Source organism: Ancylobacter sp. WKF20 (assembly GCF_029760895.1).
In the GTDB taxonomy this organism is placed as follows: domain Bacteria; phylum Pseudomonadota; class Alphaproteobacteria; order Rhizobiales; family Xanthobacteraceae; genus Ancylobacter.
On sequence record NZ_CP121679.1, the window covers coordinates 4,517,217 to 4,542,552 of the forward strand.

Sequence of the window (25,336 nt, forward strand, 5' to 3'; positions counted from 1 at the left end):
GGCGCTCATCGAGGGTATGGCGCACATCGTCGAGCCAGTACTGCGCCGCCTTTTCCATCCGCCGGAGTTCATCCACGGACGGGTGCCCGCGCCTCAGCAGCGGAAATGCCTTGCGGTGAAAGCCCTGCCAGAGCGGTTGGATAAGATCCTCCCTCATGCCGTGGTGCCTTCCGGCTGCGGCACCTTGACGGGCGAGGTGAAGGTGAGGCCGAGCGCCTTTTCACGGGCGCGGTCGGCGGCGATCTCGGCATCAAGGGTGCCCACATCCATGCCGCGCGCCGCGACGGCTTCCCGGCGGCTCATCAGCCCGGCATTGATGGCGTCGACTTCCGCCTGAACGTCCTTGGCGGGGTCCACCCAAGGCTGCTTGGGGGTGATCCAGCGCACCGGGACGGGATCCTCGAGGCGCCCGTCGATTCGGCCCGCGAGCCGTTCCACCGTCACCCAGTGCTTCCACGTCGGGCGCAGCATCTGGAACACGATCACATTGTGCTGGATGGTCTCGATGCGCTGGCGCCAGCTGACGATGCCGGCACGGATGGAGCTATAGTTCACCTGCGAGAGGTCGCCCGTCATCACCTCATAAGGCAGGCCGAGACCGGCCGCGATCTCGTGCAGGGTGATGCGGGCGAATTCGTTCGCCTCCTCGGCGATTGCCGGCGGGTTGGAGAAGGTCACATCCTTCCCGGGCGGCAGCACCACCATGGCGCCGGGTTCAAGACTGCCGATCACGGCATCACCCTGCATCTCGCCAGCGAAGGGCGTGGTGCCATCCTGCGTGGTGATGACCCCCGCCAGAAGGGCGCCGATCTTCTGCCGGGTGATCTGCGCACCGTGCCATTCATCATGCTCGGCGATGCGCAGCACCACGGGGGCGAACCACGAAATGCCTCGCACCTGACCGGGAAAGTCCGGCCGGAAGAGATGGATGACATCCTCGGCCGGCACCCGCACCGGGTTCATGTTTGCCGGCATGGCGAGTTCATAGCGCTGCGGCTTGATCCAGTAGGCAACGCGGGTGCCGATCGCGTCGAATTCCACGCCGTTGATGATGGCGCCGCCATCCGGCAGCGGGCGGGTCAGCGAGCCGTCGAGCTGGTCGGGATCAAGCACGCGGATGCGCAGGCCGGCACGCGTAACTGTGCGCACCGCCAGTCCCTCGCCATCCACCACCATGCTGCCGACTAGCAGAGCACAGAGGCCGGGGAAGTCCGTCAGCCAGTCAGCGTCCGCCTCGTCGGTCCACGCCGTCCAGCGATCCGATATCGGCCCAGTGAGAGCCGGCCAGATTCCGCTGCCGACCAGCGCCGCCACCCATGCGGCCTTGGCGGCGGCAGCGTGCGGATTGTTCGCTACAAGGTAGCGGGCGCGTTGCATCAGCGGCTGGCGGGCCGCCTGCACCGCTGCCTGCGGGTTCGGCATCTTGCCCCAGCCGAAGGTGCGGCGGCCGGCGCCCGCTCCCTCGAAGGAACGACGGCGCAAGCCGATCGCGGCGAGCGAACGGTCAATCACACGTCTGGCTATGCCGACCGAGTAAGCCATCAATCAGGAGCCCCGAATGGAGCGCGCCTTGAGACGCAGCTTCAGCCGCTCGTCGATGCGGGCCAGGAGCGTCGTCAGGTTCAGGGCGGGGATGTCGTCGAACCGTTCCCGCACAATCTCCTTCATTTCTTCGGAGCCGGCCGAGTAGAGCTTCCTTTCGATCAGCTCGGCCTGTGCCTCGCCAAGGCTGCGGTCGCCCGTGAGGATGACGAGCGCGGCGCCGGGGACTGGCTCGTTCTCGTACAGCAGGAAAGTCGGCTTCGCCGGGTCGCGGCTGATGAAGTCCTCATCGAAGAAGATCGTGGGATAGTCGACGATCCGGGCGAGGTCCTTTGGTGCACCATCGGGATAGTCCGCATCCTCGAAACTGGTGCCGCCGAAAATGATCGCATGGCGCTCATCATCGGGCAGGTTGTTGATCTTCTTGTTGCCACGGCTGTTACCCGACAGTTCGCGGGCCAGGCCGAGGAAGACGGCGCGGCTGATATCCCGCCCGCGCCGAACGCCGATGCTCATGAGCAGCGCGTGCTCGACGATGTGCGCGTAGCGATACTCGCCCCCACCGGGGCCTGGGGCGGCGCGTCGGGGAAGAATGCTCGAGCGCGCGCGCGTGACTTCTCGCTGATGGTTGGCGAATTTCGGGTGCTGCAGGGCGTACCCCACATCCCCGGAAGAGTAGGTTGCCGTCAGAATCTGGTGAAACATGTGCCGTCTCCGCCTCTTATATGTGGGCAAGCTACACTGATTCGATCCTAATTGGAATTCGATAAAGTGGGGCAATTCCACATTTTTAGCGGGGTCCTCGCCAGGGTCACGGCTCAGAGATCCATGAGCTCTTTCGCCCTATCAGCGAGCCTTTTTGCTCTCTCCAGGATATCGAAATGGGCAAAGCTAACGTTGTCGTATAGCTCCTGCCTGATCTTAAAGACGATCTCGTCGTGATCGGGATGAACGCTGTTCTTCTCGATGCTGATTATCCGATGGAATATAGCTTCGAAATGATACTGAGAGATGGACGCCATCCGTGCCAGCGACAGAACATCGTCGAGAAACTTCGTCTCTTCAGCAAGTTTCTCGCTCATGGCCGCGCCCCCGAAGGAAGGGGAATGGGATCCTCACGGCAGACGAGGCCGGCACCGTAGCGCTGGTGAAAAGAGTCGGCCGTGACCGACACCATGGCCACCCTCCCGGACATGACGGGGCTCTCCGAAAGGACCGGAGAGGCAAAGGCCTCCGGCTTAGGCAGCTCAACGATCGGCCGTTGATAAGCGCCGGGATAAATCTCGGCGAGCGCCGCCTCGATCTCCTTAAGAGCTCGCGCGAGGCGCTCTTGAGGTGGGGTGGCCAGCGTAACGATACTCGCGGGAACCGCTACAAGTGCCGCGCCAAGCCAAAGCGCCTGGCGCCGGTCAGAAACCACACGCTCCCGTTCGCGAACATGGCTGTCCATGCGCGTGCTCCTGTGATAGTACTGATTTAAGTGCACTGTCCTGATAGCAGTGCAAACGCCAGTACGTCAACAGGAATTCAGGACATTGTACTGATGATTGCCGTTCAGTGCCGCATGGCCCGCGCCGCCTTGGGTTGGGGGGTGCGCGATCTGGCCAGAGAGGCTAACGTCTCGATCGATACGATCACCCGCTTGGAGAAGGGCGAGGCGCTTCTGCCTCGAACCGTCGAAGCGATTCAGCGGGCCCTGGAAGAGGCCGGCGTGATCTTCGTCGCAGAGAACGGTGAGGGTCCTGGCGTCCGCTTGCGCAAGCGGTAGAGTGATGCCCCAAAAGTCATGCCGACGGGCGCTTGTGCTGATGGATGCCGCTTCCCCCAACGTATTCTTGTCGCTCTACGAGTGGCGCCCCCGCGACAGGATGACGCCAGCGGAGAATTTCCTCACAGAGGCGCTTGTCTATGTGCTGCGCACCAATGTTGAATTGCGAGTCGCTTGGGTCAAGTTGTTGACCGATCGTGACCCTGATCCGGCCACGATCAAAATCGTAACACGTGCGTCTTACGATGTTGTCGACGGTGCGACGATATATCCTGACATTGACATTTGCGGGCGTTTTTTAGACAAAACTGAGTTCACTATTATAATCGAAAACAAATGGAATTCACCATATAGTAAAGATCAATTAGATAAATACTGTTTAATAATCAAGGATAATATTAATCCATTTGTTGTATTCATATGTGCGGCTTTCAACGATTACAATCAGGCGCGCACTTATGTGCCGCCCAAAGCGGGCATAGGCTTTAAGGCGCTACGCTGGGAAGATGTGTATGCATTCCTAAATTCAGCCGAAAGCCGCAATGGTCTTCTAGGGGAGTTGATCGAGTTCATGGATCGTCACGCTCTGAGCGCTCGCCCCCCAATTACAGCCTTGATGATTCAGGCGTATCTCGAAAGCAGAAATTTTCTATCCAGGCTTCAGCGCCTCGCCGAAAAGCTCCTTATGGAGCACGAATGGGAGAACATTCCCGAGCGCAACCGCGCATCAGCGCCCTACCGCATTCGTGATGTCTATGGGCGCGTGGCTATCGAGTTCGCTCCCGAAGACTGGAATGGCGCGATCACAATCGGTTTTCTTTACAACAACGGCGACCACGGGGTTCCATTCGCGGACGGTACTGCAAACAGCATCGACATCATGCTGCGGATCGAGGCCGATCCGGCTCTTGGCGATCGCCGCACTGAGGTCTTGAAGGTTCTGGCAGCCAGGCGTGGAGGTGTTGCCTCGGCTGGGGGCGTCGTTCGCTTGCTGGGAGACCGGGAGAACAAGAACCGCCATACACTCTTCATCGTGCAACGTTCGCTGCTCGACGTTATCGGGGAGATGACGACAGAGCGCGAGCAGGCGCAGGCGATCTATAACCAGGCGAACGCGTGGCTTGAGGCACTGTTCAATGATGGTCAACTTGCTGCCGCGCTGGAAACCCTCAGGAGGTGCCTCCCAAAAGCGTCGCGGAGTATGCCATAAGAATGACGATGTGCGTCGATCACCGGGTGCGAGAAAGCTAAAGCGAGCGATTGGGCGTGCTAGTGGACCTGCAGAGGGATGGAGGCGGCGCGGCAACGTCGCTACAAATTTAGGAACGGGGGAACTCCTCCGCCGGCTTCGTGCCAAAGACCTGCAGGATCGCGAACTTCAAAAGCGACCATGGCCTGGTCAGCAGGGAAGCGTTCATCAGCGCCGATAGCAGTGTGAAACAGCATCCGTGCCCGCCCTAAAAGATGCGTCGGTAGGGCGTCCTGCAGAGTTTGCAGTTTTTAGTGCTTGTGGCTCTGTTGCCAGGGTAGTTATAAACATGATGAACCTTAATAACGTTCGTGCCGTCCGATGAGTGTTGTGCTGCCACCTGTTATGATTGGTGAGCTCCGCCAGCTGCTGGCATCGGCAATTTCCGATTTCAAAGCATATGACCTTCCCGCGCTCTGCCGTCGGCTCAATCTTGCCGACGGCGAGGAGCAGGAAGCGTATGCAAGCAAGTTCAAGTATGCGCACAGACGGCTGATGGAGGTCTCAGCAGAGCAGGTTGTTTCCTGCGCGCGCCAATTTCTAGCCGAACGCGAAAACTTCGGGCTTGCCGAACTATTGGCCAAGATTGATGAGCAGGCAGGTCCAGCGGTCACGGCGCTCACCCGGCGGCGCCTCATCGCCCTATTCGATGAGCTACCGATTGCGTGCGATGTCGGAGACCTTGAGCTCCTGGGGACGCTCTGGCCGCTGTCATCCCTGCCCGCTCCACAGCCGAGCAGGGAAGCGACGCTTGAAGATTACCTGTACCGACACACGGTGGCTAATGACGACTTCGGGGCACGGGGCGTGCTGGAGGTTCTCGGGATCCTCACCTGCTCGCAGAAACAGCTGTTCAAGTTTCTCGCGGCCGTCACGGGGCCTGACGCCAGATCGGGCGCCGATCAGAGTGCACTGGCCGAGAAGGTCGACGCCCTGTTGCGCCATGATGGCTTTACCTTGGCGCTGGCGGGGAGGGTATCGGGAAGCCCGTTCTATTCAGTTAAGCCTGTCCCCACCGGATCCCCGGCGGACGAGAGCATATCGGCAGCGCTCGCCGCATTCGATCCGACCCATGTGCACGAGCGCTGGACAATGGCTATGGAGCGCCGCGCTTCAGAGCCGGCAGGCGCGATCACGCTTGCCCGCACCTTGCTGGAGGATGTCTGCAAATGGATCCTCGATCAGGCCGGGAATACTTGGCAGGAGACGGACGACCTACCGACGCTTTACCGCAAACTTTCTAAGGTCCTGAAGCTCGCGCCTGACGACCACACCGAACAGATCTTCAAGCAAATACTAGGAAGCTGTCAATCAGTTGTGGAATCGCTGGGTGCGTTACGCAACAAATTGAGCGACGCACACAGCCCTGGTCCGAAACGTGCTCGCCCCCAAGCGCGGCATGCCGAGCTCGCGGTAAATCTCGCCGGCGCGATGGCAACGTTTCTGGTAGCCACTTGGGAAGCTCGGCGTGTTGACGCGGGGGACCAATCAGCATCGCTGAGCACTCCCAGCGGAAGCGGTCAGGTAAACGGATAACGGAGGATCGAAATGAAAGTGTCGATCGGCGGCATCACCCGCCCGATATAGCTTGGCAGCGATGTCGGGCGTGACGGCATGTTCCCGAGCCGTTCGAGGGGGCGCCCAACTGCCCGTGCCTCGCGGAGTCCTCTATTTCTAGCAGAGGCACGCCATGGCATTCACTACTTCCGCGACCACCTGCCGCTCGAAGCCGCCGAACGGTACATCGAGCGTGCGAAGGAGCGCTTGCCGTCGCTCGGACGGGGACGGGAAATTGGGTCCGCTGAAGTTTGATCGGCGGCCTTTATTTTTCTCTTCGCCTCGGGACCATCGGTTTCGACTTGGGCTCATAAGCCTTAAGACCTGCGTCCCCGGTCACAATTTCGACCGCATAGCCCGCTCTTGCGTAGAATTCGGCGACATCTTTGATTGTCGCGTCGCCAATCGATGTCCGTGCAGCTGCAAGATTCGGCCATTTCAAAGCAAGCTCCTTTAGGTTTTCTGCTCCCCACAAGTCGGCCTGATCGGTGAACGCAGCCCAAGGGCTCTCGCCGTCTGCAGCAGATGAAATGAAAGCTGACAACCGCTTAGCAACATTGTGCCGATCGCCATTCGCTTGCGATATATGATTACCTGTCTCTATGATAGTAGCCAGAGGAAGAACCCTGACCGCGCCCGCGCGTTGTTCGAGAAGAGCGCTGACTCTTTCATTATTCCAGCGATCAGCATCGCTTCCGCAAGTTTCTTTTCCTGGCACATCAAGAAGGCAACATAGGACAGATGTATCAATAATTAATACGGTTGACCCCATGATCAAAATCCAGAACTTTGATTGATGAGGGCCTTCTCTATAAGCCCTTGACTGGACAATCGCCCGACAGGTCCTTGAGCTAATAGCTTAGGCAATAGCTTTATATCTTCAAGGAGAGTTAGCTTTGTCTCGCCACTCTCCGGGTCGCGATGCGCAACTGTGATAAACGGCACCCGTTCCGGACCCAGCGCATCGAGAAGCGCCGGATTATGCGTCGTTACCATCACGTCGACGGATCGTTCCCCCCCGACTTCGGCTAGCATATTGACCAGAAGTTGTGACCGCGAAGGGTGCAGGCCATTATCGACTTCCTCAATAACTAGCAAGCTGTTTTCAGGTCGAGTAAGCAGCGCTGTCAGTATTGCTAAAAATCGAAGGGTTCCGTCAGATATGCCTCGTGCATCAACCAAGCCATGGGCTCCGTCGGGGCCGTAACTCTCCTCGCAATAAAGCATAGCGTCTGAGGCAAATTTACCTACAGTTTCCGCAAAAACTTTATTGATGTCACGTTCAGGCAGCTTGGAGACATATTTTGTAAGTGTGCTTTCGACCGCCCTTTTCGTTTCATCGGGAAGAGCAGCCAGAACGCCCGCAATATTTCCTGCATCTGGCAGAAGGCGGTCCGCTAGCGGTGAAAAGCCACGCATATGAGAGGGGATAGGATCAAGTATGAAGATGCTGCGAAGTGCGGCAAGGGCCAGATCGACCCCCTCTTTGGTGTCGGCTAAGGCCTGCTGTCCAAACAACTGAAAAAGCACGCTGCTAGCGCGGCTAAGTTGGCGAGGGGTTCCCCGCTTTGAATTGTAGAGCCTAGCGGTAATGGTGGGACTTTCCGGGGCGACTGGATCAGTCCAGAACAGTGCAACCCTGCTCGGCTTTGAGCCCCTTCTTCCGTTCTTGTCAAGTCGATATCGGATTCGATGGAGCTGTTCAGATGTAACCTCACCTTGCTTTTGATTTATTCGACATTCTATTTTGTATTCTAAATCTTGTATGTCATTTGCCCGCAACGTTACGCCAATGGAAAATATATCCCCAGGTCGTTGAGGGGCCCACTCGATGCCGCCGCGGAGCGGCGCAAATGCCGTGTCGCCCTGCAGAGCTGCAGTAATCATCGCGCCATTCGCAATTCGGTTAAGGAACGAAAGCGCGTCAAGGATATTTGATTTTCCGCTAGAATTTGTTCCAATCAAAATAGTTATTGGATCAATATTTAGTGTTGCTGATCCAATACTTTTCCAGCGTTCTACGGTCAGTGATGTAAGCACGGGCAGCTCCGCATTTGGCGTAAGGAGGCTAACACGATTTTAGTTCCAATGGGGACTCGTGGATTGGAGCGTTCTCGCGGCCTCCCATGTCCGGGCAGCCGCAGGCTTATGCGTTACAACAGACATCCTCGTCGCTGTGTCCGTGTCGTAGTCACGAATTGGGCCCTACGGCAGAGTTAACGAGGCGCAGCAATCGCGAGAGTGGTCCAACGTCACGGGGGACGCCGGTTGATTTCGGCCCCTCACCCCACCCAGCTCGACCGCACCACAGCCGGCGCCCTGCGCGCCACGTCGCCGGCAACCTCCGGCCCGGTAATCCCAGCCCGCACCTCCGCCCCCTCGGCCTTTCCCACCATATCCGCCAGGCTCATCCCGGCGGCGTAAAGCCCATGTAGCGCCGCCGTGGCGTAAACCCGGCAGTCCAGCGGCTCATTACGCACGCCTGGGTCCGGCACCCATTCGATGCGGGCTACGCCCTTGGTGTAGCGGCGCACCGGGCGCTCGGCGACGAGGCCGGTGAACCAGTGATAATCACGCTCGGCTGGCCAGTGGCAGGCGCCGGGGCCGCCATCGTCGATGCGCAGGCGCGAGAGCAGCCCGTGCTTGAGCGTGTCGACCCCGACAATGTGGACGGGCGCGAGGCTGGCGCTGCGCAGCTTGGGCGGGCGCTTCGGCCAGGGCGGCACGCCCGGCCCGCCTCGGCCCTTTATCGCCCATATGCGGCGATTGAGCCGCTCGGCGGAGAAGCGCATCACCTGGTCGGTGCGGTGCCCGCCGGAATCGATGGCGACGGCGAGCACGGGAAGGTCGGGGAGAGCCTTCGGGTGGCGGAAGCGCCGGGCGAGAAGCCGGTCAAGCGCTGCCCACACTTCCGGGCGCGAGGTGTCACCATGGATGATTTCATAGTCGAGCGACCAGCTGGCCTCGCCCCGCCCCCATCCGACAAACTCCACCTCGATGCGGTCGTCCTGGGTATCAACGCCGGCGGTTATGACGGCGACGCCTTCCGGCAGAAGCTCAGTCCATGGCGGATCGCAGGGGAGGCCACGGGCGGCGAGCGTGTCCGGCGCCAGCGGTGCCATGTCCCGGTCCTCATAGGCCTCGCCGAGCTTCAGATTAGTCCATGTCTTCATCCGCGCCGGGTCGCGCTTGGACGTGAGGAAATCGGCGGCGATCTCTCCCCAGCTTTCAAAGGGCGAGTACAGCGCGGAGAGGTGGAAGCCAGCGGTGAGCCCGTCTCCCTCGGCCGTGGCGCGCCATTCGCCCTTCGCCAGCATCGCCGGCTTGTCCGCCTCCTCGATCACGCCGCCGCAGGCCGCGCAGGTATAGAACGCCTTGCGCGGCTCGCCTTCTGGCCAAGTCACGCCGCGCCAGCTTAGTGCCTGGTGCGTGCCGCAATGCGGGCAGGGCACGAAGTAGCGGCGTTGATCGCTCTCGGCATAGGCCTTCTCGATGCGCGACACCCCGGCCTCCGTCGGGGTGGAGATGAGGAAGATCTTGCGCCGGCCCCTGAACGTCACCGTGCGCTGCACCGCCAACGCTACCGGATCGCCCTCGCCATCGGCATCGGCCGGGAAGGCGTCCACCTCGTCAAGCACGAGGTAGCGCGCCGGGGTGGAGCGCAGGCCGGTGGCGGAGTTGGCGCCGGTCATGATGAGCGCGCCTCCGGGAAATTCCTTCAGCCCGACCGTATTGCCTGGATCCTTGGAACGAGCCGGCGCGATGCGCGAGCGCAGCGCGGGCGTGCCTTCGATCAACGGCTCGATGCGGGTGCGCGAGTTGCGGCGCACCATGTCGATCGACGGCCACACGGCGAGGATCAGCCCCGGCGCGTGGGCCACCCAATAGCCGATGGCATTGAGCCCCGCCTCGGTGCCGCCGGTCTGTGCGCCCTTCATCAGCACCACCCGTTCGACGGGGGAGGCTGTGGAAAGGCAATCCATGATCTCGGCGAGATAGGGCACGCGGGAGGTACGCCACGGGCCCGGCTCGGCATTGGTGCCCGGCAGGGTGCGGTTCGCGTCCGCCCAGTCGGTCACAGTCATCTGCAGTTCCGGCCGCAGCCCCTGCCGCCAGGCCGCGTCCACCAGCTCGGCGGTGAGTTCTGCGAGCGTCATCTGCGCAAGGTCAGTCATCGGAGAATGCCTCCAGGGGCAAATCGGCCAGGGTGACGAGCTGGGCGCGCACCAGCCGGTCGAGCACGGCGACGGTAGCGGCGAGGTCGGCGCCGGTCGTGGAAGCGATCTCCGGTGCCGCACGGTTCACCCAGCCGAGCCAGGCGTCGCGCTCGAGGCGGGCGCGGCTCTCGATGGTGCGGAGCGTCGCGGCCCGGTCGATCAGCGTCCGCCCCATCCGCTCGGCCTTTAGCCGGGCGATCTCCGCCTCCGCTGCGTCGCGTACCGCACGATGCGAGACAAGGGCGGACGGTGCGGAAGGCATTTCGAGCGAGGCGCGCCGCCGGTTCGGGTCGACGTTCTCGGCCACCCACGCCTTGCCCCGCGCAACATGGATGCGCCCGTTCGGCTCGACGGGAAGCCCGCTGGCGATGAGTTGCGAGACGCGGCCCGCCGAGACGCCGATCGCCTCGGCGAAGCCCTTCTTGGAGAGGGTTTCCGCTGGCTTGCCGGTCACGTCACCGAACAGGGGAGAGCTATGCAAATCCTGCATCCTCAACCCTTTCTCAAGCCGGAGACTTTAGGGCTCAAATCCCCTCCGTCTAGCGAAGTCCTGCGCTCGGCCCGACCCGTATGCCTCCCTGTGGGGAGGACCCGCGACAGCCGCCGCAGCTCCGCCTCGATCTCCGACTTGGCTTCGTGGAAGGCTTCGGGGTGACGATGCGAGGGAACGAGGCTGCGAACTCGGTTCGCCAGCTCTTCCAGCGCCTGCCCAGTCAATTCGCGAGTGGTTCCCGACGGACACTGACGCACTGACGCACTCCGACGCAGTTCTGTATATGAGGGGGGTGCGTGTGCGCGCGCGTGTACGCACGTACGGTTTATGGAAACTGCGTCGGAGTGCGTCAGTGCGTCGGGGTGCGTCAGACGCAATTGGCTCTTGAGCTTCACCGTCCGCCTCCCTCGATCGGCCCAAACCAGCGCTCGCCATTCGGCCCACGGGGGACACGGCCCCAGCCAAGGCGTTCGAGGCAGGCGGCGATGCGCCGTTGATCGGCCGTGCCGATCCTCGGTGTCTCAATGTTCAGGGCGTAGAGGGCCACGTCCTTGACGGTGACGCGCGTCTTGCCGAGCAGCCATGGGCCGATGATCTCCTCCCATGCATCGGCTTCGAAGCGGGCTTCCTGCTGAGGTTTGATGTGCTCGCGCTCGAAATCCGCGCTTGGCCACCATCGACGACCTGCCAGATAGAGCTGGTACGCTTCGGCAAAGAGATGGTCGCGATCGCGAAGCAGTGCATTCGGATCGATCTTCCCGACCTTGACCGGCCAGAAGCGCCGCCCGCCCGTTTCATCACGCAGGTACGTCGACTTGTTCGTCGTGCCGATGAATACGCACTGACGAGGCTGGTCGACCTCCATGCGCCCATAGGGCGGCCGATAGCGCTCCACGGCGCGGGTAATGAACGCCTTGAGCGCTGCGTCTTCCACCTTGCCGATAGCGGACAGCTCCGCAATCTCGATCAGCCATTTGCCGCGTAGATGCAGGCTCGCATCTTTGCCGCTGGTCACGTCTGGCATGTTGTCCGAGAACCACTCGCCGCCGAGGATCCTGCAGGCGCTCGACTTCATCGCGCCCTGCGGTCCTTCCAGCACCAGCATGTAGTCCGCCTTGCAGCCCGGTTCGAAGATGCGGGCCACCATGGCGATAAGAAACATGCTGCCGATCTGCGACGTGTAGAGCGTCGGCTCGCAGCCGAGATAGGTCTGCAGCCAGGTCACTACTCGCGGCTGGCCGTCCCAAACCAGCGCCTCGATGTAATCGCGCACGGGGTGGAAAGCGCGCTCGTGCGCGATGATGTCGACGGCCTGGTAAGTCGTGTCCTTGCCGAGGCGCGGCAGTCCGCCGTCCTGCAGATATTCCTGCAGGCGGTTCACGTCGTTGTCGCACACCTGGCGCGGCTGGAAGTCGTCATCCGGCAGCGCATCACCCTCGCCGGGCGCAGGCACCGGGCTTTCGAGGATCAATGACGAGCGGAAGGCATCATAGGCGAAGATCTTGGCGACGCCCGGATCGTGGCGCAGAGCATGCGCCGCGTTGGCTAGGTTGCCGAGCGGCTGGCCCTTATCGTCCTTTGTGCAGTCCGCGAGCCAGCCGGAAATGGGCTGCTTTCCCGGCTTGGGCGAGGGCACCGACTTGTTCCGATTGGATGCCGCCGGCGCGCTAGTCGCCTCCTCAGGGAAAACAATACTGAGGATCGACTGATCGATGTCGGCTCGCTTCCGAGCCGCATGTCCGCCCTCGTGATCGACGATATTGGCGGTCATTCGTCGTCGCCCTCCGGTGGGAATACCCCATCGGAAAAGCCTTTCGGATCAGTGGCCGATTTTGCGTCCCACTTGTCCGTAACCACCTTGGAATGTGGTTCCTCTTTGGCGCCGTCCCTGGCACCATTTCCTCGCTTTGGGTAGCTCGCCAAAGCTCAGAAACCCTGAAATTTATTTGACTTAGCTGACCTCAAAGCATGCCAGCTTCGGCTGGATGTTAGGTATTTTTATACCCCTATCCGGCGCGCGATTAGGTGGTCCATCGACGCTTGTCCTCGGCGGCAGGTGCCGCACGTGCCGAAGATACCGGAACCCTCCGGCAGTGGAGATTACGCGGTCGATTAACCACTCGTTAACCTAGATTAACTGAATCTATCCCTCAGTTGGGGAGATTCGTTTCGTGAACGCTGTCAGTCAAACCGGGCCGTCGATCCGTTTCCGTGGACGCTCGTTCATGGCGATGACGCTGGTGGCCGATGTGCCGCTGGAGGCGTGGCTGGTCGATTTCGACGTGTGGCTGCAGCGCTCCCCCGGTTTCTTCAAGGGCCGCACCGTCGTTCTGGACCTCGCCGACACGGCGCAGAGCAAGCCCGATGTCGAACGCTGGATCGGCGAACTGGCGACGCGCGGCGTCCGGTTGGTCGGGCTCGAAGGCGTCCGTCCGAGCCTGGTGGATGCCGCCATGCCGCCCATCCTGCGCGGCGGGCGTGACAGCACGCTGCCGATGATCGACGTCGCGGTTTCCCCGGAACCGCCGCGCAAGCCCGTCGAGCCGGCCAACCTGCTGGTCGAGCGGCGCGTGCGCTCCGGCCAGTCCATCGTCTGCCTCGAAGGCGATGTGACGATTATCGGCTCGGTCGGCGCCGGCGCCGAGATCATCGCCGGCGGCTCGATCCATGTTTACGGAACCCTCGCTGGCCGTGCCATCGCCGGCGCGACCTTCGGCGCCACGGCGCAGATCTTCTGCACCAAGCTCGACGCCGAGCTGCTGGCGGTGGACGGCATCTACCGCACCGCTGAGGACATTGACGACGCCTTCCGGGGCAAGGCGGTCCGCGTATCGACCGAAGACGAGACCCTGCGAATTACAGCGCTTTAGGAGCGAAACAAGACATGGCTAAGATCATCACAGTCACGTCGGGAAAGGGTGGCGTCGGTAAAACGACGACGACCGCCGCCATCGGCGCTGCCCTGGCCCGCACCGGCGACAAGGTTGTCGTCGTCGATTTCGACGTCGGGCTTCGCAACCTCGACCTGATCATGGGCGCCGAGCGCCGGGTCGTTTACGACTTCGTCAACGTCATCCAGGGCGATGCCCGGCTGCCGCAGGCGCTGATCAAGGACAAGCGGCTGGATTCGCTGTTCCTGCTGCCGGCCTCGCAGACGCGGGACAAGGATGCGCTCACGGAAGAAGGCGTCGACCGGGTCATCGGCCTGCTGTCGCAGCATTTCGACTGGGTCATCTGCGACAGCCCGGCCGGCATCGAGCGCGGCGCGACGCTCGCCATGCGCCATGCCGAGATCGCCATCGTCGTCACCAACCCGGAAGTCTCGTCGGTGCGCGACAGCGACCGCATCGTCGGCATCCTCGATTCCAAGACGCTGAGGGCCGAGCGCGGCGAGACGGTGGACAAGCGCCTGCTGCTCACCCGCTACGATCCGGTCCGCGCGGCGCGCGGTGACATGCTGAAGACCGAGGACGTTCTGGAAATCCTGTCGCTGCCGCTGCTCGGCATCGTCCCCGAGAGCAATGACGTGCTCAAGGCGTCCAATATGGGCGTCCCGGTCTCCATCCATGACCCGAACAGCGCGCCGGCCCGCGCCTATCAGGACGCGGCGCGGCGCCTCAAGGGCGAGGACGTCGCCATGGAACTGCCGCGGCAGCGTGGTGGTCTGTTCAGCAAGCTCCTGCGGAGGGCGGCATGACCTTGTGGAAACGCTTCTTCTCTCACGGCAGCGCCCCCCAGGCGCGGGAACGGCTGCAGATCCTGCTGTCGCATGAGCGCCAGGTGCTGGGCGGCGACGATCTGCTCTCGCGCCTGCGCGAGGACATCCTGGCCGTGGTCGCCAAGCATGTGCCCTGCGAGCAGGACAATGTGAAGGTGCGCCTGGAACGCGGCACGCCGATGTCGATCCTCGAGATCGAGGTCGAGGTGCGCGGCGACGTCAATCTGTCGGCCAGCCGCGCCGCCTGACAGCACGCACGAAAAGCCTGCCATCTGCGATGTGAAGCCCGGGACCGGCAGCGGCTCCGGGCTTCCTGCGTATGGAGGGCAGGGCGGGGAGATCGCGGCCGTCCGTCATGGTAGACGAGCGCATGGTCGCACGCTTCACCCTCGCTGAACCTGCTCGCTGCCAGCAGGAAATCAAGAAGAGCCGCTTCATCGCCATTGCCGGTCCCGTGGCGGACGAAGCGGCGGCGAAGGCCTTCATCGCGGCACAGTCGGACCCGGCGGCCAATCACAATTGCTGGGCATGGCGCATCGGCCAGAGCTACCGTTTCAACGACGATGGCGAGCCCAGCGGGACCGCCGGCAAGCCGATCCTCGCGGCCATTGACGGGCAACACCTCGATCATGTCGCCATTGTCGTCACGCGCTGGTTCGGCGGCATCCTTCTGGGCAGCGGCGGCCTGATCCGGGCCTATGGCGGCACCGCGGCGCTGTGCGTGCGCGAGGCCGGCAAGGTGGCGCTCATCGCGACCGTCGCCGGCACGCTCACCTGCGGGTTCAGCGATCTCGCGCTGGTGCAGGCGAGGCTCGGCGCGTTGGCGGGCGTGCTGGTGACGGTTCAGACCTTCACTGACAGTGGCGCGATCCTCGCCGTGTCTGCGCCGCAGGCGGAGGCCGGCAGCGTGGACCGGCTGCTGGCGGATCTGACCAGCGGGCGATGCCTGATCCGGTGGGACGAATAGGCCCAGGGCAAGCGCCGCCGGCCCCCTATCCGGCCGCCAACACCCTCAGTGCTGCCATGTCGAGCAGCGCACCGCGCGTGCCGATGACGGCGGCGGCGACGCGGTGGGCGTGCGCGACGGCCTCGGCCGGCGGGTGGCCGGCAAGGCGGGCGCTGATATAGCCGGCGTTGAAGCTGTCGCCGGCGCCGGTGGTGTCGAGCGGCTGGTCGACGCGCTCGGCCGGAAGGCTCAGCGTCTCGCCCCCAGTGACGAGCGTGCAGGGCTCGGCGCCGTCCTTCACCACGATCTCCTCCACCCCATAGCCGGCGATGCGGCGGGCGGCGTCGCCCGGCGTGGCGTCGCCGAACAGGCCAGCTTCGTCCGGGAAGGTCGGCAGGGCGATGGTGGCAGCGCGGTAGCCGGCCTCGATGCCGGCGCGCAGCGCGTCCGGCCCCGCCCACAGGCGCGGGCGTACATTGGCGTCAAAGGCGATCATTGCGCCCGCCGCCCGCGCCTCGGCCAGCGCCTCGAACAGGGTCGCGCGGTGCTCCGGCGCGAGGATGGCGAGGGTGATGCCGGAGAAGTAGATGCAGCGCGCTCCCGCGAGGCCGGCGCGCAGCATTGCGGGATCGGCGGCGAGCAGCTTGGCGGCGGAGGTGTCGCGCCAATAGGTGAAGGTGCGCTCATGGCCCTGCAGCGCGATCATGTAGAGCCCCACCGGCCGGCCGGGCACGCGGCCGATATGGCGGGTGTCGATGCCGGCGTCGCCGATGAAACGGACCATCTCGTCGGACGGCGTGTCGTCACCGACGCAGGTGAGGTAGCGCACGCGGACATCGGGGCCGGAAAGGCCGCGCACGCCCCAGGCGGTGTTCAGCGTATCGCCGGCGAAGCCGCGCCGGTACAGCCCCTCGGCGGTAACGGCGAGTTCGATCATGCATTCGCCGATGCTGACAAAAAGCTGGCTCACGGGGCAACTCCGGCGGGCGCGTCATCAGGGAACGGCCCGAATCTGATGGAACGCTGAAGGGTAGCGCGGGCGGTGCGCAGGTGCTTGCGGCAGCGCGCGTCGATGGCGCGCGGGTCGCGGCTGCGCAGCGCCTGGATGTAGTCGAGATGCTCCAGCAGCGCGGTGGTGTTGCGCTGCTTCTCGTCGCCCTTGTTCCACTGATAGGTGTAGTGGAACAGGGTCGAGATCACGTCGTAGAAGTCGATGATGAAGCGGTTCTCCGATGTCTCGTGGATGACCCGGTGCAGCCGCTCGTCCAGCGCGGGAAAGCGCGGATAGTCCGTGTCGATATTGGCGAGCAAGGCGTGGTGATCCTGCTCGATGGCGTCGAGCTCGCGCCAGGGCGGGGAATCGTCCGGCAGCTCGATGAAGCTGCGGGTGGCGCGCAGCTCGAACAGCTCGCGCACATCGTAGACTTCCGTGGCGAAGGCCGGGGTGACCCCCTTGAACAGCCAGGCGCTGTTGGGGCGGCGCTCCAGCAGGCCGAAATGCTGGAAGCGGGCGAGGTGCTCGCGGATCGTCGTCGTCGAGGTGCCGAACTGGCGGGCGAGCTCGGCGGAGTTCAGCAATTGCCCGGCGCGGAAGTCGCCCTGCAGGATCCATTGCATGAAGTGCCGCTCGACCGCCGCGCCGGCCGAGAGCGTCTGCGTGTCCGGGAAATAGTCACCCTCGCCCGGGTGGCGGGCGAGGCTGCGCTGGCCGGCGGGGCCTTTGACTATGCCCTGCTCGTCGAGCGCGGCCAGCACCGCGCGCACGGTGGTGCGGCTGACCTCAAGCCTCTGCGCCAGCTCGCTTTCTGACGGCAGGATGGCGCCCACCGACAGCCCCGACAAACGCCGAAGGCAGCGGTTAAAGCTGCTCTTGAAGACGGAGTTTCCCTTCATGCCCGGCCGGCCCCTTTGCGTCTCCCCAACGGCGTCGTACGAAGCGTGCCGTTTTTTTTACATTAAAAACAGATTGACAGCGCGCGTCCAGCGTGGATTTTTGTATTTAAAAGACGGCCAATAAGAACCATTCTTGGGTGAGGAAGCGATCATGTTGCTCAACGGCGACAGCCGAAATCCGTGTGCCTGCCAGCCTGTCGATGTCCGCGCGGTCCGTCCGTGCGGAGCAGGCCGGGTGCTGCCCGCGTGACCCGGCGTATCCTTCAGTTCGGAACCAGCCGTTTCCTGCAGGCCCATGTGGCGCTGTTCGTCCATGAGGCGCGCCAGCAGGGGCAGGACATCGGCCCGATCACCGTGGTGCAGGCCTCCGGCTCGGCCGATCGCGCCGGCCGCGTCGCCGCCTTTGGCCGTCCCGAGGGCTATCCGGTGATCATTCGCGGCATGGTCGAGGGCGCCCCGGTCGAGCGGACCGTGCAGGTGACCGCCGTCGATCAGGGCCTGTCCGCCGCCGCCGACTGGCCGGCGCTCACCCGCCTCTTCGCGCAGGAGGCGGAGATCGTCGTCTCCAATATGGGCGATGCCGGCTACCGCGTCGCCGATGAGGATCAGGGCCCGGCGCTGCTGTCGGGCGCGGTGCCGGTCTCCTTCCCCGGCAAGCTGACCGCGCTGCTTCATGCCCGCTGGCAAGCGGGTGGGCGAGCGCTCACCGTGCTGCCCTGCGAACTCATCAACCGCAATGGCGAGGTGCTCGGCGCCGCCGTGCAGGCGCTCGCCGCCACCAGCGGCGCGCCGGCCGCCTTCGGCGACTGGATCGCGACCTCGGTGATCTTCGCCAACACGCTGGTCGACCGCATCGTCTCCGAGCCGATCGAGCCGGTCGGCGCGGTGGCCGAGCCTTATGCGCTCTGGGCCATCGAGCGCCGCGCCGGCCTCGACCTGCCGTTCAGCCATCCCTGCGTGACGCTGACCGACGATCTCGAGCCCTTCGAGCGGCTCAAGCTGCACATCCTCAATCTCGGCCACACCGTGCTGGCGGAGATCTGGGCAAGCGAGGGGAGGGCGCCGGGCGAGACGGTGCGGGCCATCCTCGCCGATGACGCCATCCGCGCACGGCTCGACGCGCTCTATGCGCAGGAGGTCATCCCCGGCTTTGCCGCGCGGGGCATGGAAGCGGAAGCCCGCGCCTATGTCGGCGTGACGCTCGACCGCTTCCGCAACCCGTTCCTCGATCACCGCATCGCCGACATCGCGCAGAACCACGCGGTGAAAGTCGAGCGGCGGCTGGGCGCCTTCCTCGACTGGATCGCCGGCCAGCCCGGCGCTCCGGCGACCCCGGTGCTGTCGGCCATCGTCGCCCTGCACAGCGCGGAGCCGGTGGCATGACCTATCAGTTCGATTTCAGTTCGCTCTGGGCCTATTGGCCGGAATTCCTGCAGGGCGCCTGGCTCACGCTGCAGCTTTCCGCGGTCTCCACCGTGCTCGGTTTCGTGCTCGGCACGCTCTGCGCCATCGGCCGGTCGGATGGGCCGCGCTGGGTGCGCTTTCTGGTGGCGAGCTATGTGGAGATCATCCGCAACACGCCGCTGCTGGTGCAGGTGTTCATCGTCTATTTCGGCATCGCCACGCTGGGCATCCGGGTGTCCGCCAACATGGCGGCGGTGATCGCGCTGGTGGTGAACGTCGCCGCCTATACCTGCGAGATCGTCCGTGCCGGCCTCGAGTCGGTGCACAAGTCGCAGCTCGAGGCGGCGGACTGCCTCGGCCTGTCGCGGCCGCAGATCTACTGGCACGTCATTATCCGTCCGGCGATCGAGCGGGTCTATCCGGCGCTGACCAGCCAGTATGTGCTGCTGATGCTGGCCTCCTCCATCACCTCGCAGATTTCGGCGGAGGAACTCACCGCCGTCGCCAACCGCATCCAGTCCGACACCTTCCGGTCCTTCGAGACCTACATCGTGGTCGGGCTGATCTATCTCGCCCTGTCTTTCGTGGTGCGCATCGCGCTGGGGCTGTTCGGCCTCGTGGTGTTCGTGCGCCGGCGCAAGCTCGGCACGGCGCTGTGAGGGTCTGATCCATGCCGAGTTTCAGCCTCATCCACCTGCAATTCCTCGGCTGGGCCGCGCTGTGGACGCTCGGCCTGTCCGCCATCGCCTTCATCGGCGGCGGCCTGGTCGGCTTCACCGTGGCGCTTATGCGCATCTCCTCGAACCGCGTGCTGCGCTACGCGGCGATCGGCTACATCCAGATCGTGCAGGGCACGCCGCTGCTGATCCTGCTGTTCCTGATCTATTTCGGCATCGCCATTGTCGGCTTCCAGGAAGTGCCGGCGCTGTTCGCGGCGGGGCTAGGCCTCACCATCTACGCGTCGGGCTTCCTCGCCGAGATCTGGCGCGGCTGCCTGCAATCGGTGCCGAAGACCCAGTGGGAGGCGGCCGAGTGCCTCGCGCTCACCCCCTGGCAGCGCATGACGCGGGTGATCCTGCCGCAGGCGATGCGCATCGCCACGCCCCCGACGGTCGGCTTCCTCGTGCAGATCGTCAAGAACACCTCGCTGGCCTCCGTGGTCGGGTTCGTCGAACTCGCGCAGGCCGGCAAGCTCATCAACAACTCGATCTTCGAGCCCTTCACCGTCTTCATGGTCGTGGCGGCGATCTACTTCGCGATCTGCTTCCCGCTGTCGACCTGGAGCCGGAGGCTGGAAAGGAAGCTCAATGTCGGCCGTGGTTAAACTCGAGAACGTTCACAAGAGCTTCGGCGCCCACAAGGTGCTGGACGGCGTGACCTTCACGGTCGGCCGCGGCGAGGTGGCGGCAGTGATCGGCCAGTCCGGCTCCGGCAAGTCGACGGCCCTGCGCTGCATCAACGCGCTGGAGACCATCGACGACGGCACGATCGACGTGTGCGGCCACGCCGTGCACGACCCCAAGCTCGACCGCCGCTCGCTGCGCCGCGACGTCGGCATCGTGTTCCAGAGCTACAACCTGTTCCCGCACCTCACCGCCGAGCAGAACATCATGCTGGCGCCGAGCTGCGTGAAGAAGGTGGGCAAGGCCGAGGCGCGCGATCTCGCCCAGGACGTGCTGCGCCGCGTCGGCCTCGCGGAGAAGGCCGGGCACTATCCCGAGCAGCTCTCCGGCGGCCAGCAGCAGCGCGTCGCCATCGCCCGCTCGCTCGCCATGCAGCCCAAGCTGATGCTGTTCGACGAGGTGACCTCGGCGCTCGATCCGCAACTGACCGGCGAGGTGCTGAAGGTCATGGAAGACCTCGCCCGCGGCGGCATGACGATGATCCTCGTCACCCATGAGATGGCCTTCGCCCGCAAGGTCGCGAGCCAGGTCGTCTACATGCACAAGGGCAAGGTCTGGGAGACCGGGCCCGGCTCCATGCTGGAGAGCCCGAAGACCCGTGAACTCGCCGAGTTCGTCGGCTCCGGCCTCTGACATCCCCGGCGCCCTTAACGCCAATCCGGCGCCGGTTCCGCATCAACGCATAATGCCAACACGTCCCTGGGAGGGCACCATGAACCGCCGCGCATTCCTCACCGCCACCGCCATTGCCGGCCTCGCCGGCAGCTTCGGCCTGCCGAGCCTCGCCAAGGCCGATACGCTCGACGACATCAAGAAGCGCGGCAAGCTCCTGGTCGCCATCGATCTCGGCTCCCCGCCCTTCGGCATGGCCGACGCGCAGATGCAGCCGACCGGTTCGGACGTGGAGAGCGCGCGCCTGCTCGCCGCCCATCTCGGCGTGCCGCTGGAGATCGTGCAGGTCACCAGCCCGAACCGCGTGCCCTTCCTGCTCACCGGCAAGGCCGACATCGTCATGGCCTCCTTCTCGGTGAACGAGGAGCGCAAGAAGGTCATCGACTTCTCCGACGCCTATGGCGTGATCCAGATCGTCGTCGCTGCCCCCAAGGGCGCCGCGATCAAGACGGTCGAGGATCTGGCCGGCAAGCGCATCGGCACCACGCGCGGCTCGACCAACGACAAGGAAGTCACCGCGCAGGTGAAGAACGCCGAAATCGTTCGCTATGACGACGACGCGACCCTCATCACCGCGCTGGTCTCCGGCCAGGTGGACGTGATGGGCTCCTCGCCGCAGGTGATGGCGGCGGTGAACCAGCGCCGTCCCAACGACCCGTTCGAGACCAAGCTGGTGCTGAAGACCAACCCCTATGCCATCGGCCTGCGCAAGGGCGAGGACAAGCTGCGCGTCGCGCTCAATGAGTGGATCGCGCAGGATCTCGCCAATGGGAAACTGCGCGAGATCTACCTCAAGTACAACGGCGTGCCGCTGCCGCAGACCCTGCCGGCCACCAACTGACGAGCCTCCCGACTGCGGCCCGGTGATCCCGGCACCATGCCTCTCCCCGGGCCGCATATTTCTCCGCTTCGATACCGCCCCGGAAAGCCCGCGCCATGAAAGCCCTGATCTGCGAAGAACCCGGCCGCCTCTCGGTCATCAGCCGTCCCGAGCCGGTGCCGGCGGCGGGCGAGGCGCTGATCCGCATCCGCCGGGTGGGCATCTGCGGCACGGACTTCCATATCTATAAGGGCCAGCACCCCTTCCTCGAATATCCCCGCGTCATGGGTCACGAGCTCTCCGGCACGGTGGAGAGCGCGCCGGCGGGCAGCGGCCTCGCCAAGGGGCAGAACGTCTATATCGTGCCGTACCTGTCCTGCGGCACCTGCCATGCCTGCCGCAAGGGCGTGAACAATGCCTGCATGAACATCAACGTGCTCGGCGTGCACCGCGATGGCGGCATGGCCGAATTCCTCTGCGTGCCCGTGCAGAACGTCGTGCCGGCCGGCTCCGCCTCGCTGGACGAGGCGGCGATGATCGAGTTCCTCGCCATCGGCGCCCATGGCGTGAAGCGCGGCGGCATCACCGCGCAGGACCGCGTGCTGGTGGTCGGCTCCGGCCCCATCGGCATGTCCGCCATCATTTTCGCCAAGGCGCGCGGGGCGCATGTGACGGTGATGGACCTGCGCGAGGACCGCATCGGCTTCACCATCAACGAGCTGGGCGCCGACCAGATGCTGATCGCCGATGCCTCCGCCGAGGCGGAAGCCAAGCGGCTGACTGGCGGCGACTTCTACGATGTGGTGATCGACGCCACCGGCAACGCGGCCGCCATGCAGCGCGGCTTCGGCTTCCTCGCCCATGCCGGCCGCTATGTGCTGGTGAGCGTGGTGCGCACCGACATCACCTTCTCCGACCCGGAATTCCACAAGCGCGAGGCGACGCTGTTCGCCAGCCGTAACGCGCAGGCCGACGACTTCGCCGAGGTCGTCCGGCAGATGGAGGCCGGCAAGGTGCCGACCAAGGCGCTGAACACCCATCGCGGCCCGCTGAGCGAGGCGCCCGGCCTGTTCGACGCCTGGCTGAAGCCCGAGGCGGGTGTCATCAAGGCCATATTGGAAGTCTGAGCCCATGGCCGTTCCCCGCATCCTGCGCCTTGGCGACGCCGACAATGTCGTGATCGCCGTCGACAGCCTCCCGGCGGGCGCCACTGTCACGGCGGATGTCGTGGCCGCGCGGCAGATCCCCAAGGGCCACAAGGTGGCCTCCCGCGCCATTGCCGCAGGTGAGGCGATCCGCAAGTTCGGCCAGGTCATCGGCTTTGCCGGCGCCGACATCGCCCCGGGGGACTGGGTGCACGAGCACAATGTCGTGCTGCAGGATTTCGAGCGCGACTATGCCTTCGCCGCCGAGGCCCGGCCCGATACCGGCCTTTTGCCGGGCGAGGCGCCGGCGAGCTTTCAGGGGTTCCGTCGCGCCGATGGGCGGGTCGGCACGCGCAACTATATCGGCATCCTCTCCTCGGTGAACTGCTCGGCGACGGTGGCCGACTTCATCGCCGACGCGGTGACGCGCTCGGGCGTGCTGGCAGATTACCCGAACATTGACGGCGTGGTCGCCTTCACCCACGGCACGGGCTGCGGCATGGCCTCCAAGGGTGAGGAGTTCGATATTCTCGCCCGCACCCAATGGGGCTATGCCAGCCACCCGAACTTCGCCTCGATCCTCGTGGTCGGGCTCGGCTGCGAGGTGTTCCAGATCCCGCGCATGATGAAGCAGTACGGCATCGTCGAGGGGCCGCATTTCCAGACGCTGACCATTCAGGAGAATGGCGGCACGCGCCAGTCCATCGAGACCGGCGTCGCCAAGATCCGCGAGATGCTGCCCTATGCCAATGCCAGCGTGCGCGAGACCGTGCCGGCCTCCGAGCTGGTGCTGGCGCTGCAATGCGGCGGCTCGGACGGCTATTCGGGCCTCACCGCCAACCCGGCGCTCGGCGCGGCGGTCGACCTCTTGGTGCGCCATGGCGGCACGGCGATCCTCTCCGAGACGCCGGAGATCTTCGGCGCCGAGCATCTGCTCACCCGCCGCGCCGAGAGCGAGGCAGTCGGGCGCAAGATCGTCGATCTTATTGAATGGTGGACGCAGTACGCCGCCCGCGCCGGCGGCGAGCTGAACAACAACCCCTCGCCGGGCAACAAGGCGGGCGGGCTCACCACCATTCTGGAGAAGTCGCTCGGCGCGGTCGCCAAGGGCGGCACCTCGACCCTGCGCGGCGTCTATCGCTACGCCGAGCGGATCGACCGCCGGGGCTTCGTCTATATGGACACGCCCGGCTACGACCCGGTGGCGGCGACTGGGCAGGTGGCCGGCGGGGCGAACATGCTGTGCTTCACCACCGGGCGCGGCTCGGCCTATGGCTGCAAGCCCACCCCGTCGGTCAAGCTCGCGACGAATTCCGACCTCTTCCGGCGGATGGAGGAGGATATGGACATCAATTGCGGCGATGTGCTCGACGGCGTGTCGATCGAGGCCAAGGGCCGCGAGATCTTCGAGGCCGTGCTCGCCATCGCCTCCGGCCAGCGCTCGAAGTCCGAACTGCTCGGCTATGGCCGCAACGAGTTCGTGCCCTGGCAGCTCGGCGCGGTGATGTAGGCGCCCGTCGGGCGGAACGGGTCGGCGCCTCGCGTGTTCTTGCCTCACACAGGTGAGGAGCCGGACCATGAGTGAGCGCGACGAGCAGATCAAGGCGAAGGCGCACGAGCTGTGGCTCGCGGAGGGCTGCCCGACCGGCCGCGAGATCGAGCACTGGCAGCAGGCGGCGGCGCTGGTCGAGACCGACGACGCGGACATGCCCAGCGCCGGGCCGCATGCCCGGCCGGACCTCGTCAACGAGGATGCCACCCCCGGCACCGGCATGCTGCCGGATGTCGGCAGCGACGATCCCAACCAGCAGCCCTCGGGCTGACTTCCCTAGATTTCCAAAGCGCCCGCCCTCGATTACCTCGCGGGGGAACCATGCGGCGCGCCGTGGCGTTCCACCTCGGGATACAGTCGAGGTGGAGAGCCGATGATGCAGCATGTGGGTGAGGATAGGGGCGCGGCAATCGCGCTGATCGTCATGGGGCCATCGAGCATCGGCAAGACCACGACTGCTAGAATGCTCGCCGAGGTCCTTGGCTGGCCCTATGCCGAGGGCGACACCTTCCACCCGGCGGCCAACATCGCCAAGATGTCGAAGGGCGTCCCGCTGAACGATGATGACCGCGCGCCCTGGCTGGACAAGATCCGCGCCTATATCGACGCCGAGGCGGCGGGCGGGCGCAATGTCATCATCACCTGCTCGGCGCTGAAGCGGACCTACCGCGACACGCTGCGCCAGGCAAAGGCCGATGTGCGCTTTGTCGAATTAATCGCCGACCGCGCTCTGGTCGCCGACCGCATGGCCCATCGCACCGGTCATTTCATGCCGCCCTCGCTGCTCGATTCCCAGTTCGATACGCTCGAAGACCTCGGCGCGGACGAGCGCGGGGTGCAGGTCACCGTCGACGTGCCTCCTGACCAGGTCGTCGCCCGCGCTCTGGACGGGCTGGGGCTCACCGACCGTGCGGCGCATCCCGCCGCGACCGAGCGTGTGCAGGCGGGGAGCTGACG

27 protein-coding genes are annotated in these 25,336 nt (G+C 64.5%); 16 read left to right on the forward strand and 11 right to left on the reverse strand.

Going from position 1 to position 25,336, the window contains the following annotated elements; all coding sequences use genetic code 11:
* Window positions 1–153 precede the first annotated feature (153 nt).
* The 4 genes from AncyloWKF20_RS20840 to AncyloWKF20_RS20855 all read right to left on the reverse strand — a co-directional run bounded on the left by AncyloWKF20_RS20840 (window position 154) and on the right by AncyloWKF20_RS20855 (window position 2,992).
* Window positions 154–1,512, reverse strand: coding sequence for a phage portal protein (locus AncyloWKF20_RS20840; protein WP_279315846.1), 1,359 nt, complete (start codon window positions 1,510–1,512; stop codon window positions 154–156).
* 33 nt (window positions 1,513–1,545) lie between these two features.
* Entirely contained in the window at window positions 1,546–2,247 is a 702-nt protein-coding gene (locus AncyloWKF20_RS20845) for a hypothetical protein (protein WP_279315847.1), read from the reverse strand.
* 113 nt (window positions 2,248–2,360) lie between these two features.
* Window positions 2,361–2,624, reverse strand: coding sequence for a hypothetical protein (locus tag AncyloWKF20_RS20850; RefSeq protein ID WP_279315848.1), 264 nt, complete (start codon window positions 2,622–2,624; stop codon window positions 2,361–2,363).
* On the reverse strand, window positions 2,621–2,992 hold the full coding sequence (locus AncyloWKF20_RS20855; protein WP_279315849.1) for a hypothetical protein: 372 nt from the start codon (window positions 2,990–2,992) through the stop codon (window positions 2,621–2,623). The genes AncyloWKF20_RS20850 and AncyloWKF20_RS20855 overlap by 4 nt, the downstream gene beginning before the upstream one ends.
* Window positions 2,993–3,085: 93 nt before the next feature.
* Here AncyloWKF20_RS20855 and AncyloWKF20_RS20860 point away from each other — a divergent pair, with 93 nt between their 5' ends.
* From AncyloWKF20_RS20860 to AncyloWKF20_RS20870, 3 genes are all read left to right on the forward strand, one after another.
* A complete protein-coding gene (locus AncyloWKF20_RS20860; protein ID WP_279315850.1) occupies window positions 3,086–3,310 on the forward strand; it encodes a helix-turn-helix transcriptional regulator in 225 nt (74 codons plus the stop codon).
* A 40-nt stretch (window positions 3,311–3,350) separates the two neighbouring features.
* Window positions 3,351–4,520: a PD-(D/E)XK nuclease family protein gene (locus tag AncyloWKF20_RS20865; protein WP_279315851.1), complete on the forward strand. Its 1,170-nt coding sequence runs from the start codon at window positions 3,351–3,353 to the stop codon at window positions 4,518–4,520.
* 360 nt (window positions 4,521–4,880) lie between these two features.
* On the forward strand, window positions 4,881–6,095 hold the full coding sequence (locus tag AncyloWKF20_RS20870; protein WP_279315852.1) for an abortive infection family protein: 1,215 nt from the start codon (window positions 4,881–4,883) through the stop codon (window positions 6,093–6,095).
* Between the two features lie 286 nt (window positions 6,096–6,381).
* Here the strand turns inward: AncyloWKF20_RS20870 and AncyloWKF20_RS20875 are convergent, their stop codons facing one another.
* The 5 genes from AncyloWKF20_RS20875 to AncyloWKF20_RS20895 all read right to left on the reverse strand — a co-directional run bounded on the left by AncyloWKF20_RS20875 (window position 6,382) and on the right by AncyloWKF20_RS20895 (window position 12,597).
* Window positions 6,382–6,888, reverse strand: a complete 507-nt coding sequence (locus AncyloWKF20_RS20875) for a hypothetical protein (protein ID WP_279315853.1) — start codon at window positions 6,886–6,888, stop codon at window positions 6,382–6,384.
* A gap of 2 nt (window positions 6,889–6,890) precedes the next feature.
* Complete coding sequence (locus tag AncyloWKF20_RS20880) at window positions 6,891–8,156, reverse strand: ATP-binding protein (protein WP_279315854.1); 1,266 nt, start codon at window positions 8,154–8,156, stop codon at window positions 6,891–6,893.
* Window positions 8,157–8,398: 242 nt separating this feature from the next.
* Complete coding sequence (locus tag AncyloWKF20_RS20885) at window positions 8,399–10,291, reverse strand: phage terminase large subunit family protein (RefSeq protein ID WP_279315855.1); 1,893 nt, start codon at window positions 10,289–10,291, stop codon at window positions 8,399–8,401.
* Window positions 10,284–10,814: a hypothetical protein gene (locus AncyloWKF20_RS20890; RefSeq protein ID WP_279315856.1), complete on the reverse strand. Its 531-nt coding sequence runs from the start codon at window positions 10,812–10,814 to the stop codon at window positions 10,284–10,286. Before AncyloWKF20_RS20890 ends, AncyloWKF20_RS20885 begins: the two co-directional genes overlap by 8 nt.
* Window positions 10,815–11,217: 403 nt before the next feature.
* Window positions 11,218–12,597 (reverse strand): virulence-associated E family protein, encoded by a 1,380-nt coding sequence (locus AncyloWKF20_RS20895; RefSeq protein WP_279315857.1) that lies wholly within the window; start codon window positions 12,595–12,597, stop codon window positions 11,218–11,220.
* Between the two features lie 454 nt (window positions 12,598–13,051).
* Here AncyloWKF20_RS20895 and minC point away from each other — a divergent pair, with 454 nt between their 5' ends.
* The 4 genes from minC (at window position 13,052) to AncyloWKF20_RS20915 (ending at window position 15,511) form a co-directional block, all read left to right on the forward strand.
* A complete protein-coding gene (gene minC / locus AncyloWKF20_RS20900) occupies window positions 13,052–13,696 on the forward strand; it encodes a septum site-determining protein MinC (protein ID WP_279315858.1) in 645 nt (214 codons plus the stop codon).
* 14 nt (window positions 13,697–13,710) lie between these two features.
* On the forward strand, window positions 13,711–14,523 hold the full coding sequence (gene minD, locus AncyloWKF20_RS20905) for a septum site-determining protein MinD (RefSeq protein WP_279315859.1): 813 nt from the start codon (window positions 13,711–13,713) through the stop codon (window positions 14,521–14,523).
* A complete protein-coding gene (minE, locus tag AncyloWKF20_RS20910) occupies window positions 14,520–14,792 on the forward strand; it encodes a cell division topological specificity factor MinE (protein WP_267583620.1) in 273 nt (90 codons plus the stop codon). Before minD ends, minE begins: the two co-directional genes overlap by 4 nt.
* A gap of 122 nt (window positions 14,793–14,914) precedes the next feature.
* Entirely contained in the window at window positions 14,915–15,511 is a 597-nt protein-coding gene (locus AncyloWKF20_RS20915) for an IMPACT family protein (RefSeq protein ID WP_279315860.1), read from the forward strand.
* 25 nt (window positions 15,512–15,536) lie between these two features.
* On the opposite strand, the gene AncyloWKF20_RS20920 is transcribed toward AncyloWKF20_RS20915, so the two are convergent.
* Complete coding sequence (locus AncyloWKF20_RS20920; protein ID WP_279315861.1) at window positions 15,537–16,460, reverse strand: sugar kinase; 924 nt, start codon at window positions 16,458–16,460, stop codon at window positions 15,537–15,539.
* The gene (locus AncyloWKF20_RS20925) at window positions 16,457–17,383 is read right to left on the reverse strand and encodes a GntR family transcriptional regulator (protein ID WP_279315862.1); all 927 of its coding nucleotides are present in this window, start codon (window positions 17,381–17,383) and stop codon (window positions 16,457–16,459) included. The genes AncyloWKF20_RS20920 and AncyloWKF20_RS20925 overlap by 4 nt, the downstream gene beginning before the upstream one ends.
* A gap of 246 nt (window positions 17,384–17,629) precedes the next feature.
* Here AncyloWKF20_RS20925 and AncyloWKF20_RS20930 point away from each other — a divergent pair, with 246 nt between their 5' ends.
* From AncyloWKF20_RS20930 to AncyloWKF20_RS20970, 9 genes are all read left to right on the forward strand, one after another.
* Window positions 17,630–18,766, forward strand: a complete 1,137-nt coding sequence (locus AncyloWKF20_RS20930; protein ID WP_279315863.1) for a mannitol dehydrogenase family protein — start codon at window positions 17,630–17,632, stop codon at window positions 18,764–18,766.
* A complete protein-coding gene (locus AncyloWKF20_RS20935; RefSeq protein ID WP_267583612.1) occupies window positions 18,763–19,446 on the forward strand; it encodes an amino acid ABC transporter permease in 684 nt (227 codons plus the stop codon). Before AncyloWKF20_RS20930 ends, AncyloWKF20_RS20935 begins: the two co-directional genes overlap by 4 nt.
* Window positions 19,447–19,457: 11 nt before the next feature.
* Window positions 19,458–20,111: an amino acid ABC transporter permease gene (locus tag AncyloWKF20_RS20940; protein WP_279315864.1), complete on the forward strand. Its 654-nt coding sequence runs from the start codon at window positions 19,458–19,460 to the stop codon at window positions 20,109–20,111.
* On the forward strand, window positions 20,095–20,823 hold the full coding sequence (locus AncyloWKF20_RS20945) for an amino acid ABC transporter ATP-binding protein (protein WP_279315865.1): 729 nt from the start codon (window positions 20,095–20,097) through the stop codon (window positions 20,821–20,823). Before AncyloWKF20_RS20940 ends, AncyloWKF20_RS20945 begins: the two co-directional genes overlap by 17 nt.
* 79 nt (window positions 20,824–20,902) lie before the next feature.
* Window positions 20,903–21,703 (forward strand): transporter substrate-binding domain-containing protein, encoded by an 801-nt coding sequence (locus tag AncyloWKF20_RS20950; RefSeq protein ID WP_279315866.1) that lies wholly within the window; start codon window positions 20,903–20,905, stop codon window positions 21,701–21,703.
* A 95-nt stretch (window positions 21,704–21,798) separates the two neighbouring features.
* Window positions 21,799–22,809, forward strand: a complete 1,011-nt coding sequence (locus tag AncyloWKF20_RS20955) for a zinc-binding alcohol dehydrogenase family protein (protein ID WP_279315867.1) — start codon at window positions 21,799–21,801, stop codon at window positions 22,807–22,809.
* A 4-nt stretch (window positions 22,810–22,813) separates the two neighbouring features.
* Complete coding sequence (locus AncyloWKF20_RS20960; protein ID WP_279315868.1) at window positions 22,814–24,337, forward strand: altronate dehydratase family protein; 1,524 nt, start codon at window positions 22,814–22,816, stop codon at window positions 24,335–24,337.
* 67 nt (window positions 24,338–24,404) lie between these two features.
* A complete protein-coding gene (locus AncyloWKF20_RS20965) occupies window positions 24,405–24,650 on the forward strand; it encodes a DUF2934 domain-containing protein (protein ID WP_279315869.1) in 246 nt (81 codons plus the stop codon).
* A gap of 102 nt (window positions 24,651–24,752) precedes the next feature.
* Window positions 24,753–25,334, forward strand: coding sequence for a gluconokinase (locus AncyloWKF20_RS20970; RefSeq protein ID WP_279315870.1), 582 nt, complete (start codon window positions 24,753–24,755; stop codon window positions 25,332–25,334).
* Window positions 25,335–25,336 lie beyond the last annotated feature (2 nt).